The organism is Cytophagaceae bacterium ABcell3, assembly GCA_030913385.1.
Lineage (GTDB): Bacteria > Bacteroidota > Bacteroidia > Cytophagales > Cytophagaceae > ABcell3.
Genome location: CP133159.1, coordinates 1,431,078 through 1,446,101, shown reverse-complemented (window position 1 = coordinate 1,446,101; position 15,024 = coordinate 1,431,078). Strand labels below are relative to the sequence as shown.

General features: G+C 37.9%; 10 protein-coding genes and 1 tRNA gene. 7 read left to right on the top strand and 4 right to left on the bottom strand.

The window, feature by feature from the left end:
- Positions 1-46: 46 nt before the first annotated feature.
- Positions 47-2,575, bottom strand: a complete 2,529-nt coding sequence (locus tag RCC89_06025) for a glycosyltransferase family 2 protein (protein ID WMJ72721.1) — start codon at positions 2,573-2,575, stop codon at positions 47-49.
- A gap of 467 nt (positions 2,576-3,042) precedes the next feature.
- On the opposite strand from RCC89_06025, the gene RCC89_06020 reads away from it, so the two are divergent.
- Positions 3,043-6,015 carry an FG-GAP-like repeat-containing protein gene (locus tag RCC89_06020; GenBank protein ID WMJ72720.1) on the top strand — a complete coding sequence of 991 codons (2,973 nt, stop codon included), beginning with the start codon at positions 3,043-3,045 and terminating at the stop codon, positions 6,013-6,015.
- A gap of 168 nt (positions 6,016-6,183) precedes the next feature.
- Here the strand turns inward: RCC89_06020 and RCC89_06015 are convergent, their stop codons facing one another.
- From RCC89_06015 to hflX, 3 genes are all read right to left on the bottom strand, one after another.
- Positions 6,184-6,426, bottom strand: a complete 243-nt coding sequence (locus RCC89_06015; protein WMJ72719.1) for a hypothetical protein — start codon at positions 6,424-6,426, stop codon at positions 6,184-6,186.
- A gap of 274 nt (positions 6,427-6,700) precedes the next feature.
- A tRNA-Arg gene (locus tag RCC89_06010) sits at positions 6,701-6,772 on the bottom strand.
- 39 nt (positions 6,773-6,811) lie between these two features.
- Positions 6,812-7,972, bottom strand: coding sequence for a GTPase HflX (gene hflX, locus RCC89_06005; GenBank protein WMJ72718.1), 1,161 nt, complete (start codon positions 7,970-7,972; stop codon positions 6,812-6,814).
- Between the two features lie 286 nt (positions 7,973-8,258).
- Between hflX and RCC89_06000 the strand changes: the two genes are divergently transcribed.
- The 6 genes from RCC89_06000 (at position 8,259) to RCC89_05975 (ending at position 14,983) form a co-directional block, all read left to right on the top strand.
- The gene (locus RCC89_06000) at positions 8,259-9,395 is read left to right on the top strand and encodes a glycosyltransferase family 4 protein (GenBank protein WMJ72717.1); all 1,137 of its coding nucleotides are present in this window, start codon (positions 8,259-8,261) and stop codon (positions 9,393-9,395) included.
- Positions 9,396-9,466: 71 nt separating this feature from the next.
- Positions 9,467-10,018, top strand: a complete 552-nt coding sequence (gene rfbC, locus RCC89_05995) for a dTDP-4-dehydrorhamnose 3,5-epimerase (protein ID WMJ72716.1) — start codon at positions 9,467-9,469, stop codon at positions 10,016-10,018.
- Between the two features lie 106 nt (positions 10,019-10,124).
- Complete coding sequence (locus tag RCC89_05990; protein WMJ72715.1) at positions 10,125-10,823, top strand: polysaccharide biosynthesis/export family protein; 699 nt, start codon at positions 10,125-10,127, stop codon at positions 10,821-10,823.
- Positions 10,824-10,825: 2 nt separating this feature from the next.
- Complete coding sequence (locus tag RCC89_05985; protein WMJ72714.1) at positions 10,826-13,243, top strand: polysaccharide biosynthesis tyrosine autokinase; 2,418 nt, start codon at positions 10,826-10,828, stop codon at positions 13,241-13,243.
- A 10-nt stretch (positions 13,244-13,253) separates the two neighbouring features.
- Positions 13,254-14,003, top strand: coding sequence for a CpsB/CapC family capsule biosynthesis tyrosine phosphatase (locus RCC89_05980; GenBank protein ID WMJ72713.1), 750 nt, complete (start codon positions 13,254-13,256; stop codon positions 14,001-14,003).
- Positions 14,000-14,983: an NAD-dependent epimerase/dehydratase family protein gene (locus RCC89_05975; protein ID WMJ72712.1), complete on the top strand. Its 984-nt coding sequence runs from the start codon at positions 14,000-14,002 to the stop codon at positions 14,981-14,983. Before RCC89_05980 ends, RCC89_05975 begins: the two co-directional genes overlap by 4 nt.
- Positions 14,984-15,024: the final 41 nt, after the last annotated feature.

Genomic DNA, 15,024 nt, shown 5'->3' with positions numbered 1-15,024 from the left:
TTCTCATGCATAAATGTATTATCAATACCCTAAGTCATTTAAGTTTCTATACTTGCTTTCCTGTAAAGGACATCCATTTCACTTTGAACTTCTGAAGCTCATACATATGCCTGGTCAAAGATTTTGAGGTTACATAAGGGTTACCGCGAGACATTGACTCGTAATGGAACAGGCTTACATAAGGAACATACAGATTAGTATACCCTTCTGACTTTACTTTTAAACAGAAGTCCAAATCGTTACACTCTACTGCAAATTCCTCATCAAAACCGCCCACTTCTTTGTACAGTTTTTTGCTACACATAATGCATGCAGCCGTCAACACCTCAGACTCTCTAAGCAAATTGATCTGTCTAATGTTTTTACCGGTATCTCCATCTTCCCCCATAAAATCATGAAAAGCAACACATTCTTCATTAAGGGTAATTCCTGCATGCTGAATTTTGTTGTTAGGAAAAAGCAGTTTAGCTCCTACCACCCCAACGCGGTCTCTTTGCGCTTGACCCAACATTAGTTCAAGCCATTCCCCTGTAATAACTTCAGTATCGTTGTTTAAAAGTACAACATATTCACCTGAAGACTTCTCTACACCAAAATTAACGAGCTTTGAGAAATTAAATGGTATATCTTTTTTGTAACACTTAAAGTCAATTTCACTTTGATTTTCCCACTTTTCAATAAGCGTTAAAAAAGGTTCTTCTGTACTACCGTTGTCCACTACCAAAACTTCAAAGTCAGGATAGGTAGTTTTCTCAGCAATAGATTCCAGACACTTTTCCAAAACATCTGCTTTATCTTTGGCAGGTATGACAATTGACACTTTGGAATAGTTCTTGACCGGATACTTTACAGACAACACCCCTGGGTAAAGAAAAGAAGACTTCCCCCCTTCGCCTCTGCGCTTTAAAGACTGGTCTACAACATATTTATCTTCAAAAATCATTTCAGCTGGCTTTTTATTTAATTGCCTTCTATGGTAGCACACTTTAGGAGTATAAGCAATTTGAGAAGTATTTTCCGCTACACGTAACAAAAAGTCATACATATAGCTATGCTTATATTCTGCACTCAAAAGTCCTACTTTACCTAATAGACTACTTTTTAATATAAAACTACTTCCAATAATGTTATAATTATAAATAACATCTGGACTAAAATTAACTTTAGATACTTTGTTGATCACCTCCCCTTTAGCTCCAACCACTAACTCGTCTGAGTAAACCAAATCTGCGTCAGGGTTTTTATTGACTGTTACCACAAACTGGTACAATGCATCAATAGTGAGCAAATCATTTTGCCTGTGAATCAATGCATATTCCCCTTTAATTTGTCCCAAAGCAATATTGCATAAACCCACAAAATCTTTTCCTGCTGATTTTATTACCCGAAACCTTTTGTCCGAAGATATTTCATTTACAAAACTCCCAGGCTCCCTATAACCAGGATATATCAATAAAACCTCGAAATTTTCGTAGCCTTGGCCTGCTATATTTGCCAAAGCATGTTCAAAGTACTTATTTTCAGCTTCTATTACAGGAATCACTATAGAAATAAGAGGCTTCTGAGGCAGCAAAGGCAAAATATTTTTCTGTTCCTCAAAGCTTACGCTGGAGTGTGCCAACAGCCCTGCTTCACGTGCTGGAGCAGTTAGGTCCGCAACTTGTTTTCTTTTTGGCTTGAAAACACCACTCACTGAAGACCATATAATATTCATAGCCTTTAAAATAACTTTGCGCCCATTTCCAGAAGATAGAAACTTTAGTCTTTGTAAAAACTTGAACCCTCTTTTAGGCGCATAACAAGGAGAAGTAAGTATAAATTTAACCTTTGCAAGAAAACCTTTTACCTTCCATAAGCTACTGCTTTCTATAGCATATATCCTCTTCTCATATTTTTCCAAGGTATTGCTGAGTAACTGTATGTAACCCAAAAGATTTTCTTTCTCTTGTATAAGCTTTTCTGTTTCAGATTTCTTTACGAGAGACTCTTTTTCTGTTTGGTTAGCATACTCAAATACCTCTTTCAAAGAGTCCAAATAGCCATTGTAATAATTAACTATCCGAATCCTGCCACTATCTTTTGCGGCATATTCCAAAATCTTCCGATTGTAACCATACCATAGTTTCATCAAACTTTCCTCAGATAAGTCCTTGAAACCTTTTTCCGAAAAGGACCTACGTATTTCTTCTGGGGTTTTAAGCGTGCTGAAAAACACAGCATCTTTAACCACAATCACCCAAAAGTCAAGGAGTAGAATCGAGAAGTCATTTAAAAGAAAAATATTGTTGGAAGCTCCGCAAAAAATCTGTCTAGCCTTTTCATAAAAATGATCAGGAATTTTAGCAGAAAGAGACTTTCCTATAACATCACCAATGTCGCATTTATGTATATCATGAAACAGAAACCGTAAAATTTCCTGATTTAGCTTTGCCACCTCTTGCCTGAAAGAACGTATTTGATCCTCCCGCGTCTGATCGGCAGCCTTTGGCTGCTTCACATATGGTAGTAATGTTGAAATATCCTCAGTAGGAAAATCCAACAATATAGCCTTATCAATTTTGCCCGTAACTTTCATAAAGGATGGAAAATATTTAATTCCCAAAAAACCCAACTGAATTTCAGTCAATTAACACCCTTGTCAATCCTTAAGTTTAAAAATTAACAAAAACTTAACAAAGTTACTGAAATTCATTCACATAATTATAAATAATATCGACAAAAAATAAAAAAGAAATCCTTAACTAAATCTATCTCTGTTAACACAGATCAAGTTAAAATACTTATAAATTACGATACCCACAACAAATAGGTTAACAAAAACTCCTTTCCCTGAGATGAACAAAGACTAAGCATTTAATTTTCAAAGCTAAAACCACTATAAAAACCAGAAAATTAAAAATTTTATACGTAAAGGCAGGTGTAAATTTGCGTCAACTATTTATCAATTTATAGACTTTTACCATGCATTAAGAGATTATGCCTTTCTTCATGGGCAATTCTTTGTAATTTTGGCTGTTCTTTTAAATTTTAATTTCAAAAAAAATGACCTTCCGTACTTACCTGTTATTACTTGGGATATTGCTATGCCCAACTTTTCTTTTTTGCCAATCTTTTGAACAACATGCCGTTTCTGGCTTTCCAACACTTCGGCATTCCGAAGCAAAGTGGGCAGATTTCAACAATGATGGGTATCTGGATATTATAATCACTGGAGCAACGGCAACAGGAGACATATTCACAGGAATTTTCAGAAACAACGGAGATGGCACTTTTACCCGCACAGGCTCAGGAATATCAGCGGTGAACCGTGCTTCCATTTCCATTGGCGACTACAACAGGGATGGGCTTCCTGACATCCTCATTTCTGGAATAAATGAGGAAAACCAGAGATTAACAAATCTTTACAAAAACACCGGGAATTTCAGCTTTGCTAGTGACGAGTTTAATTTTGAGAATGTCGCTTATGGAGGGGCAGTGTTAAAAGACTTGAATAACGACGGACTACCGGACGTGGTGCTAAATGGTTGGGACTCAAGAAACATCCCAGTATTCAAAATGTACAAAAACACAGGGCATAGTTTTGAAGAAATAAATTCCGGAATTACCCCTACATTTTTAGGTGACATAACAGTCTTTGACTACAATAATAATGGGAGAAATGATTTGCTGATTAGCGGATCAACAATGACCAACACACGGGTTACCAGGCTTTTCCGCAACAATGGATATTTCTCCTTTACAAACATCAACTTTAATTTTGAAGGTGTAGACCAAGGACATTTGGCAAGTTCAGACTTAAACAACGATGGTTATCAAGACATAATAATTGCTGGAAGAAACACTTCAAACCAAAAGGTGCTTAAAATATACTTGAACAATATGGGTGACGACACTTTTGAAGAATTAAACCATTCTATGCCAGCAGTATCTCCTGCCCATATAGCCACGGGAGACTTGAACAACAATGGTTTCAAGGATATCATAATCACTGGCTCTGACAATGAAAATGACATCACAACCGCACTATACACCAATAATGGCGATCAAACATTTAGCAGCTCCCCCAACCCTTTCCCAGACATTCAAGATGGATCCATTTCCATAGGCGATTATGATAATGACCAAAAACCAGATGTTTTAATATTCGGTATGTCCGCAGGAGCATTGGCAGGAAGGTTATACAAAAACACCTCCACGGTAGCACCAGCAAATGTCACACCACCGGACGACCTTACATCAGAGCCCGATGGAAACTCTGTTACCTTTAACTGGGAGTACAGCGACACCTCAGTTCTTCCAAACGACTATACCTACGACATCTACCTAGGGACATCCAGTGGAGGCAGAGAGCTATTTTCACCTTTAGCGGACATTAATAATGGACAACCAAGGGTCGCAAAACAAGGAAACTTCAATGCAATCAATGAGCTTACGATAAACAATTTACCTAAAGGCACCTATTATTGGGGCATTCAAGCTGTGGATGCGGCTTTTAACAGGTCTGGGTTTTCAACAGAAAATAGCTTTACTATAGGAGAAGAACAAAGTATTACCTTCTCTCCCCTAGACTCCACTTCTTATGGAGAGGTGGATTTTGAGCTAACAGCAGAGGCAAGTTCTGGCCTTCCGGTTACTTATTCCGCTGTACCGGACAATATTATAAGCATAGAAGACAACACCGTAACAGTACTAAATGCGGGCGAAGTAACCATAATAGCAGAGCAAGAAGGTGACGATATCTACTTCCCTGCTGAAGCAGTGGAAAGAACATTGGTCATAAAAAAAGCGTCCTTGCATGCAACGGCAAATGACACATCCAGGCACTATGGCACAAACAATCCTGAACTGACCGGTACGGTAGAAGGCTTGAAGTACGAAGATCCAATATCACTAGAACTTAGTACAGATGCAACCAAAGACAGTGATGTGGGCACATATGATATAATAACAAGCTTGAGCGATCCAGAAGAACGGTTGAGAAACTACGAAGTCAGCCTTAACAATGCTATACTGACCATTGACAAAGCACCTCAATCTATTGAGTATTCCCCAGTCAATGATCAACATGTAGAAAATCAACTTGAAATTGAACTTTCCTCTACCTCAGGTTTAGGTGTTTTACTAGAGGTTGAAAAAGGCCCTGCTACCATTGAGGGGAATACCGCAACATTTACAGGGCTTGGAAATGTTAAGATCATAGCTTCTCAACCGGGCAACCACAACTACCATGCAGCAGAACCAGTTATACTGGCTTTTGAGGTCTTTACCGACAAAGAAATGACAGTAAGCTTAACGGCTGACAAAAATGAAATATGCAAAAATGAAGAAGTTACTTTTACGGCAGAAGTAATGAATGGAGGCACAAACCCATCTTATCAATGGTTCGTCAATGGTGTTCTTATAACCAGTGCAGAGACAAGTACATACAGCACTTCAACCCTTCGTAATGAAGACTATGTACAAGTTATAGTAACCGCAGACAATGATGTTATTGTTGTAGAGCCCCATAAGTATTCATCGGAAAAAATAATTTCCGTCAAGCCGATTCCTGAAGCTACTATAACTGTAGAAGGCTATACCCTACATGCTACAGAAGGCGCTCATTCTTACGAGTGGTTTCTAAATGGAAGCCTGCTTGAAGAAAACACCGCATCAATCAATGCTTATGAAGAAGGCCTCTATAAGGTAATCGTTCATTCAGAAGCAGGTTGTTCTGACACCTCTGAACAGGTAAATGCAACTGTTACCGTTTCTAGTTTGCTCCCAGACTCTGAAAACTTTAGCGTGTCCATCTTCCCTAACCCAGTAACTGACATCTTGTTTATTGAAACCAAACAACAAAATACACCAGTAGATATAGAGATTTTCAACCTCCAAGGAGTAAAGGTCATGGACAAAAAGACACACAAAGGGGAATCGCAAAAAACAGATATAAGACATTTATCAGCAGGAACATATATCATAACAATAACCACAGAAGATACAAAAGCAGCTTTTAAAATAGTGAAGCAATAATATCCCCGGGCTGACGTACAGCGTCAGTCCGGTATAGTTTTTTGTTACGATGAATCCTTTAGCTTTGAAAGTGAAACCGGAGGAAGATAAATGGTTCACTTACAAAAATCAGACATTATATCCACACAGTTTTTTTATAGCACTTCTCTCTAGGAGAGGCATTATTACTTATAGATCCTCCTCCTCTTCTTCTTGATTTTCTATCCGGGCATCAGCATCGGCTCCTGGCACAGTATCAGGATCAACCTCAGCACCTTCCCTTTCATAGACCTCTCCATTTTTATGTTCAGAACCTGCGGTACCAGCAGAACCCACGTCTGGCGGATCAGCATCCCTTTCCGATCCCGTACCACATGAAAAGGTTAGCCCACAAACCAATGCTGCTATAATAACATAAACAGTTTTTCTCATAAAAGTGCTCGTTTCATTTAATAGAAAAACACACCAAGGTAGATTTTGTTTAAGCCTTTTCTGAAGACACGTAGTCTCATGACTAGGCAATGCAACCGCCAGGCCTACGGTGGGATGTTATAATATATGTATATACATCTAATGTATGTGCATTAAACAATATTTACCTTGTGAATAACACACAATTTAGAGGTTTATACCGTAAACATACCGTAAATTTAAAAAACAAAACCCCGTAAGTAATTAACCTACAGGGCTTTAAAAATTAAAGTAGTAGCCTCGACAGGAATCGAACCTGTATCTAAAGTTTAGGAAACTTCTATTCTATCCATTGAACTACGAGGCCATTGCATTCGAATTGCAAAATTATAATATTTTAAAGGAATTACAAATAGTTTGGATAAATCATCAAATGCTGTTTTTTTACCTCTTCTGCCAATACATTTTTCAACTCTGCAATATTCTCCCCTTTTTCAGCAGAAACAAAAACTGCTTTTTCACTTCTTCCCAACCATGACTGTTTTAGCTGATCCAACGGAGAAAGCTGATTTTCATCGTCTTCTAAATCCTCATTTTTAAACTTATCTATTTTATTAAAGACTAGTACCGTCGGTTTATCAGCCGCATCTATTTCTGCCAATGTCGAATTTACCACCTGTATATGCTCCTCAAAACCTTTATGAGACACATCTACCACATGGACAATTACATCAGCCTCTCGGATTTCATCCAATGTAGATTTAAATGACTCCACGAGTGTATGGGGCAGTTTTCTGATAAACCCAACTGTATCTGTAAGTAGAAAAGGTATCTGGTCTATAACAACTTTACGAACGGTAGAGTCAACTGTCGCAAAAAGCTTGTTTTCTGCAAAAACATCTGATTTTGACAACAAAGTCATCAAAGTAGACTTACCAACGTTGGTATACCCTACCAGTGCCACGCGCACTACTTGCGAACGCGACTTTCTCTGAACAGCGCTTTGTTTGTCAATTTTTTTGAGCTTTTGTTTCAGCAAAGTAATTTGATCGCGGATGATACGCTTATCTGTCTCAATTTCTTTTTCACCAGCTCCGCCCCTTGTACCTGTACCACCCCGCTGACGTTCAAGGTGCGTCCACATGCGGGTCAAACGTGGAAGCAAATACTGATACCTAGCAAGCTCTACCTGAGTTTTGGCCCTTGATGTTTTGGCGCGCTCCAGAAAGATTTGCAAAATCAACAAGCTACGGTCATAAATTTTGCATTTAAGCTCATTTTCAAGGTTACGCACCTGAGACGGACTTAAATCATCGTCGAAAATAACCGTATCAATTTCATATTCTTTCACATAGGCTTGAATCTCCTCTAACTTTCCCTTTCCGACAAAAGTCCTTTTATCAGGCCTATCAAGCCGCTGCAAAAACCGGTAAACCGTTTTAATACCTGCAGTGGATGCCAAAAACGCCAGTTCGTCTAAATATTCTTTGGCTTTTTCATCATTTTGTCTTCCGGTAACCAAACCGGCAATAACAGCACGTTCTATCTTTTCTTTATATTCTATCATTCAATATTATACTATACCTCAAATATATCACTTTGTAATCATTAGATGGAATGGGATTGGAAATCTAAATTATAATTTAGTGTTTAGATTAATTCCCTCTATTATTACCACTAATTCTACTGACTAAGTTCCCTTTGCTAGTCTCAACCCCAAAATATCCTTTTAAAAAAAGCTCATATATAATAAATATGCACCTTTTGGCCTACCTTGGTATGAACAGCAAACATAAGTAGTTAATTTTAAAAAAATTTACCCAAATTTACCATTAATTTACAAAGGTGCCATAATGACAATAGCTATTATAACCAATACATCATGGAATATATGGAATTTCAGAATGGGGTTGGCACAAGCACTACAATCAGCAGGCTATAAAGTAATAGCCATTGCCCCCAAAGACGATTTTACCCATAAAATTATAGCAAAAGGCATACCACACTACCCCATCAACATGGAAAACCGCGGAAGCAATCCTTTGAAAGACCTTAAGCTTCTCTGGGATTTTTACCGCATATACCAAAAGACCTCTCCCGATCTGCTACTACAGTTTACCATCAAACCTAATATATATGGAACCATGGCCGCTAAACTATTAAAGATTCCAGTAATCAACAATGTTTCTGGCCTTGGGACTACTTTCTTACACAAAGGTTTTGTTTCCAATACAGCAAGGCTTTTGTACAAGTTTGCATTTAGGCACACCAATAAAGTATTCTTCCAAAATAACGATGACAGACAACTATTTATACGCTATAAACTTATAGAGGAAACAAAAACTGGACTGGTCCCGGGCTCAGGCATAAACCTACACATGTTCCAATATACCCCGCCCACACCAAATGACAGTTTTACCTTTTTAGCTGCCGCCCGTCTTCTTTACGATAAAGGTATTGAAGAGTATGCAATGGCAGCTCAACTGTTAAGAAACAAGGGGATTAAGGCAACCTTTAAATTGGCAGGCGCTATTGACAAAAACCCTAAGCTAGGCATTCCTGAAAAAAAAATAGAGGAATGGCATAGTAAAGGAGTTATAGAATATATAGGCTTTAAAGAGCAACTTAATGAGGAAATGTCAAAAGCCGATTGTATAGTGTTGCCTTCTTATAGGGAAGGTACACCAAGGACTCTATTGGAGGCAGCCGCAATTGGTCGACCTATAATTACAACCGATGTCCCTGGGTGTAGGGAAACAGTGGTGGAACATAAAAATGGATTGTTATGCAAAAGAAAGGATGTTGCAGATCTGGCCGAAAAAATGGAAACAATGTTAAATCTTTCTTTTGATAAAGTAATGGAAATGGGCATCGAATCACGAGCGCTGGTGGAGCGCAAGTTTGATGAAAGAATTGTAGTTGAACGCTATTTAAGTGAAATAGAAAATATTGACATAGGAAAACCTAGAATACCTGAAGCTGGAAAATAAATTAAGCACATTACAAGGTTTTCCATAAAAAAACTAAATTTGCTAATTATACAATTTAGAAAACGTAGAAAATGGAAATAAAAGAAACTAGTATTAAAGGGCTTGTAGAAATATATCCTAAAGTTTTCAAAGACGACAGAGGGTACTTTTTTGAATCATACAACAAAAAGAAACTAGAAGAAGCAGGCATAAAAGAGGACTTTTTACAAGACAACCAATCATGGTCTGCCAAAGGTGTACTGAGAGGGCTTCACTTCCAGAAAGATCCTTGGGCGCAAGGCAAATTAGTAAGGGTTATTAAAGGTAAAGTATTGGATGTAGCAGTAGACCTACGCCAAAGTTCACCAACCTTCGGCCAACATTTAACTTTCGTTCTTGACGATGAAAGGAATAATATGCTATATGTCCCTCCAGGGTTTGCCCATGGTTTTTCTGCCCTAGAAGACGCTATATTTTCATATAAATGCACTAATTTGTACAATAAAGAGTCAGAGTGCGGAATAATTTGGAATGACGCATCGTTAAACATTGACTGGAAGGTAAGCGCTCCCAATGTATCACCTAAAGACCAAGAGTTAAAAACCTTAAAGGAAATAACTGAGGCAGGTGATATATTTAAATAAATAAAAATACAGTTTTTGTCTCTCTGTAATGCATAGGTTTTATCAATGTATTTTCATGGCCACTGCCATGATATTCCTTTATTCTTGCAAAACGTACCACCATGTTATGTTTCGTACAGAGCATGAATACATTATAGATTCCTTGAGAAAAGACATACAGACGGACAAAAACTATATAATCCAGCAAAATGATTATTTAACCATTCAGGTGTATTCCAACAAAGGCGAACACATTGTTGATCCAACATCAGAGTTGTTCAATAATCAGAACCAAAACAGAGACCGCAACAAAAATCTTCCCTCTTACCTGGTAAGAACCAATGGCTATGTAAAATGTCCAATGGTGGGCGATGTTTATCTGGAAGGATATAGTCTCAACCAAGCAGACAGTATCTTGGAAATAGAATATGGAAAATTTTACCAAGACGTTTTCGTCTCTACCAAATTGATCAACAAAAGGGTGATTGTTCTTGGACCAATGGGGGGCAAGCTTATTCCTCTGGAAAATGAGAACATCAACCTGATTGAGGTCATAGCTATGTATGGCGGTATTCAGGAAAACGGAAAAGCCTATAATATTAAAATAATTAGAGGGCCATTAAACAACCCAGATGTTCAGATCGTAGACCTTTCCTCAATAGAAGGTATGCGAAAAGCCTCCTTGGACATGCGGCCAAATGATATCGTTTATATAGAACCTGTAAGAAGGGTCTTTATTGAAACAGCAAGGGATATTTCCCCATTTGTAGGAATACTTACCAGCATCCTCACATTAATTATTATCTTTAACAATAGTCGAGGATAAATATGTCATCTGAGGAATATAACAACCATAACAAAGTGTCTCAAAACTATGAACCCTCTAATGGGGACTTCTTTGACGACTTTGACCTGGCAAAACTGCTATATGTTACTAGCAAAAGCCTTATATGGGTTATACTACTATTAGTGGTGACAGGCGTTGGGACACATCTTATCCTCCGTTATACAAAACCCGTATACCAATCTTCTGCTATAATTAAGTTAGACCTTAAAACAGAAGCAGGGGTACTTGGCTTTAACGATGTACGTGAAAGTCAAACACAGAGCAAACTTTCTAATATATCAGGAGAAATAGAATTGATAAAGTCAAACATAGTGTATGATAAGCTCATAGACATGCTTGATTTAAATGTCAGTTACTTTCAACACGGGAATATTTTATTTGAAGAAAGGTTTAAAATTTCCCCTTTTAAAGTTGAATATGAAATAAACAACCCTTCTTTCTTCGACCAGGTATTTGACCTGAAAATCATTGATGATAAAGAGTTCTTACTGAGCTTCAACAGAAATGGCATTGAAACCTCTGGCACGTACCAATTTGATCAAGTGATAAAAGACCCTGCTTTTACCTTTAAAATATCCCTTACAGAATACTATGACCCTCAAAATCCTCAGAACTTCTTTTTTACGGTCAACAGTCGCAAGAGTATGGCTCAAAAACTGGCAAAAAACCTGGATGTTTCCATTTTAAACCTTGATGCCAATACGATAGAGATAACATATAAAGATCATGACCGGCACAAAGCGAAAGAAATCATTGATGCCGTTTGCCAAATATACTTGGAGCAAACGGTAGAAAATAAGTCTAAAGCACAAGAGCAGACCATCAAGTTTCTGGACGAAACCTTAGAAGCCACAGAAGCAAAGCTCATTCAGTCTGAAGTGCAACTGGAATCGTTTATACGAAAAAACAAAACAGTAAACGTAAAAGATGATGTTACCAAGGTAGTAAAAAAGATAGAGGAGCTCGAGGGAGAAAAATTAGAGTTAAGGCATCAGCTTTCGCTTTTAAATGAACTAAAGCATCTGATTGAAGAGGGCAAAGACATGAAGTTAATCCTCCCGTCCTTAGCTTTCTTTTCCGATGAGCAACTTTCCAAATCCATTACCTCCCTTACCCAGCTACAACAAGAGCGGGACCTGGCGCTGGCATCAAGTAAAGAGAACACATTCATAATCAGAAGCAAGGATATAGCTATAGAAAATCTCAAAGAAACCTTATCCGGCCAAATCACTAGGAACAAAAAAGTAATTATGGATCAGTTTTCTGAGCTGAACAGCAAAATAATGGAGCTAGAAAGGATGTTTTTAACGCTTCCCTCCAAAGAGACCGAGTATACCCGGCTCAAACGATTCTATGACATTTATGAGAAATACTATATGCTGCTTATGGAAAAGAAAGCAGAGTTTGGTATTGCCAAAGCAGGAAACGTACCGAACTTTGTACTTCTCTCCCCTGCATCTGTGCAAGAAGCACCTATATTCCCCAATAAGCTTTTGTTTTACATAGCAGGCATTGCTTTGGGTTTGTTTTTAGGCATTAGCTTAATCATTGTCAGATATATACTGCACAACACTATTACCACACAAAAAGAGCTGGAGGCAGCGGTAAAAGCTCCTGTACTAGGCGGTGTTCCTGTCTATAAAAAAGAAAAATTAGGGGTTTCAAAATTAATTGTACATAAAAGTCCAAAATCAGCCATTAGTGAATCTCTGCGTAGCATAAGAACCAACCTTGAGTTTATCTGTCCTGGCAAAAAGAAAAAAATACTGTCAGTGACATCTACCGTCAGTAGCGAAGGCAAAACTTTTGTCACCTCAAACCTGTCAGGTATAATAGCCCTGTCCGACCAAAAAACAGTGGTCATAGACTTGGACATGAGAAAGCCAAAGTTGCATCTCGCATTTAATGGATCCAACAGCAAAGGGATGAGCACCCTCTTAATTGGCAAACATACCTTGGACGAATGCTTACAAGCAAGCGAGATATCAAACCTAGACTTGATTTCAGCGGGGCCAGTTCCACCAAACCCTGCAGAATTGATTATGAGACCTGAGTTTGACGCCCTACTACAGCAGTTACATAAGGTGTATGATACCATTGTCATAGATACCCCGCCTGTTGGTCTAGTAACAGATGGAATCCTCATAATGAAAAAAGCAGATATAGCTTTGTACGTAGTGAGGGCCAACTACACGAAAAAAGCGGTAAAGAATAACATCAATAAACTCATAAGCTCGACTGGCTTAACGAATATTTCTGTAGTGCTTAATGCAATGACAAATATCAGCAACTACGGCTATGGGGTTTATGGCAACTACGGCTCGTCCGGTTATGGATATTATGAAGAAGAGCAAGAAAAGAAACCTCTAATAAAAAGATTCCCTAAAATTTTTAGTTAAATTTGTCCCTATGGGACTTTTTGACCTTTTCAAAAAAAGCAAAAACAATCAACAAGATTTGCAACCACTTTTGGTGGATATGCACAGCCATTTATTGCCAGGGCTTGATGATGGATCAGAGAGCATAGAAGAGTCCGTGGACATGATCAAAGAGTTAGCTGGCCTTGGGTATAAAAAATTAATTTGCACCCCTCACATTATGGGTGACTTTTATAAAAACACACCTGAAAGCATTCATGAGAAGCTGCAACTTTTAAAAAACAAGCTAGTTCAGGAACAAATACCAATTGAACTAGAAGCGGCTGCAGAATATTACCTTGACGAATGGTTTTTAGATAGGCTATCAAAGCCAGAGACCTTGATGACTTTTGGGGGAAAATTCCTGCTTATTGAAACTTCTTACCTCAATGAGCCGGTAAATCTAGATGAAACAATTTTTCAAATAAAAGCATCAGGTTTTTACCCAGTTTTGGCACACCCTGAAAGATATACCTACCTTTATTCAGATTTTAGTAAGTTTAAGGATATATTTAGCAAAGAAATATATTTCCAAATAAACATAAATTCTTTGTCTGGTTATTATTCAAAACCTGCTCAAGTTTACGCAAAAAAACTTATTGAAAATAATATGGTACACTTTGCCGGAACAGATTGCCACGGAATGAGACATATCCACGCCCTCAAAAAAACCAGGCAAAGCAGTATTTATAGAAATTTAATAAAACTACCTTTACTCAATAACGGACTTCTTTCTGCATGATATTTATTACCGGATGTAATGGTCTTGCCGGAAGTTTTCTTGCAAGAGAGCTTGTGAGCAAAGGTGAGACAATAAGAGCGCTAAAAAGGCCAGATTCAGACATGTCCCTACTAGGCACATGTGCACAAAAGATAGAATGGGTCGAAGGTGACATTTGCGATGTTACTATACTCGACGAGGCACTTAAGGGTGTAAACCAGGTTATCCATACAGCCGCCATTGTCTCATACCTACCCCAAGACAGGGAGAAGATGTACAAAGTCAATGTAGAAGGAACTGCCAATGTGGTAAACGCTGCTATCAGAAACTCTGTACAAAAGTTTTGTCAGCTAAGCTCAGTGTCAGCCTTTGGGAAAAACGCCAAAGAAAACATCGTATCAGAAACAGTTAAGCTGACCAATGCGGAATTTTCTTCATTTTATGGATACACAAAATTTTTAGCTGAGCTAGAAATATTTAGAGGAATAGAAGAAGGTCTAGATGCCTTTATGGTAAACCCTTCGGTTATCATTGGGCCGGGCGACTGGAACAAGAGCAGCACTAAACTTTTTAGGTACGTAAGAGAAGAAAAACCATTTTATACCAAAGGGAAAATGAATTATATTGATGTGCGGGACGTTACCTCAATAATAATTCAGCTGATGACACAGACCAACATTACAGGCGAAAAATTCATTTTGAATGCAGGAAGTATTTCTTATAAAGATTTTTTTGAGCTTATCGCTAAAAGTCTTAACAAACGTCCTCCGAGATATCAAGCAAATGCTTTTCTCTCAGAAATTGCCTGGCGGTTTAGTGCTATTAAGAGTACCATAACAGGAAAACCTCCGTTAATTTCAAAAGAAACTGCAAGACTTTCCGGAAACTCGCACCTTTATGACAACGCAAAGATTAAAAATCGTTTAAATTATTCTTTTCGTGATATTAAGGATAGTATTAACTGGACTTGCCATCAGCTTCTTGAAAAAAAAGAGAAGTAATAAAAACAGGCTTAACCAACCTGACATTTACATTATCATTT

Bases quoted from the DNA above. Each gene is read 5' to 3' on its own strand.
- RCC89_06025 (WMJ72721.1), bottom strand. From the start codon at position 2,575: ATGAAAGTTACGGGCAAAATTGATAAGGCTATATTGTTGGATTTTCCT.
- RCC89_06020 (WMJ72720.1), top strand. From the start codon at position 3,043: ATGACCTTCCGTACTTACCTGTTATTACTTGGGATATTGCTATGCCCA.
- RCC89_06015 (WMJ72719.1), bottom strand. From the start codon at position 6,426: ATGAGAAAAACTGTTTATGTTATTATAGCAGCATTGGTTTGTGGGCTA.
- hflX (WMJ72718.1), bottom strand. From the start codon at position 7,972: ATGATAGAATATAAAGAAAAGATAGAACGTGCTGTTATTGCCGGTTTG.
- RCC89_06000 (WMJ72717.1), top strand. From the start codon at position 8,259: ATGACAATAGCTATTATAACCAATACATCATGGAATATATGGAATTTC.
- rfbC (WMJ72716.1), top strand. From the start codon at position 9,467: ATGGAAATAAAAGAAACTAGTATTAAAGGGCTTGTAGAAATATATCCT.
- RCC89_05990 (WMJ72715.1), top strand. From the start codon at position 10,125: ATGTTTCGTACAGAGCATGAATACATTATAGATTCCTTGAGAAAAGAC.
- RCC89_05985 (WMJ72714.1), top strand. From the start codon at position 10,826: ATGTCATCTGAGGAATATAACAACCATAACAAAGTGTCTCAAAACTAT.
- RCC89_05980 (WMJ72713.1), top strand. From the start codon at position 13,254: ATGGGACTTTTTGACCTTTTCAAAAAAAGCAAAAACAATCAACAAGAT.
- RCC89_05975 (WMJ72712.1), top strand. From the start codon at position 14,000: ATGATATTTATTACCGGATGTAATGGTCTTGCCGGAAGTTTTCTTGCA.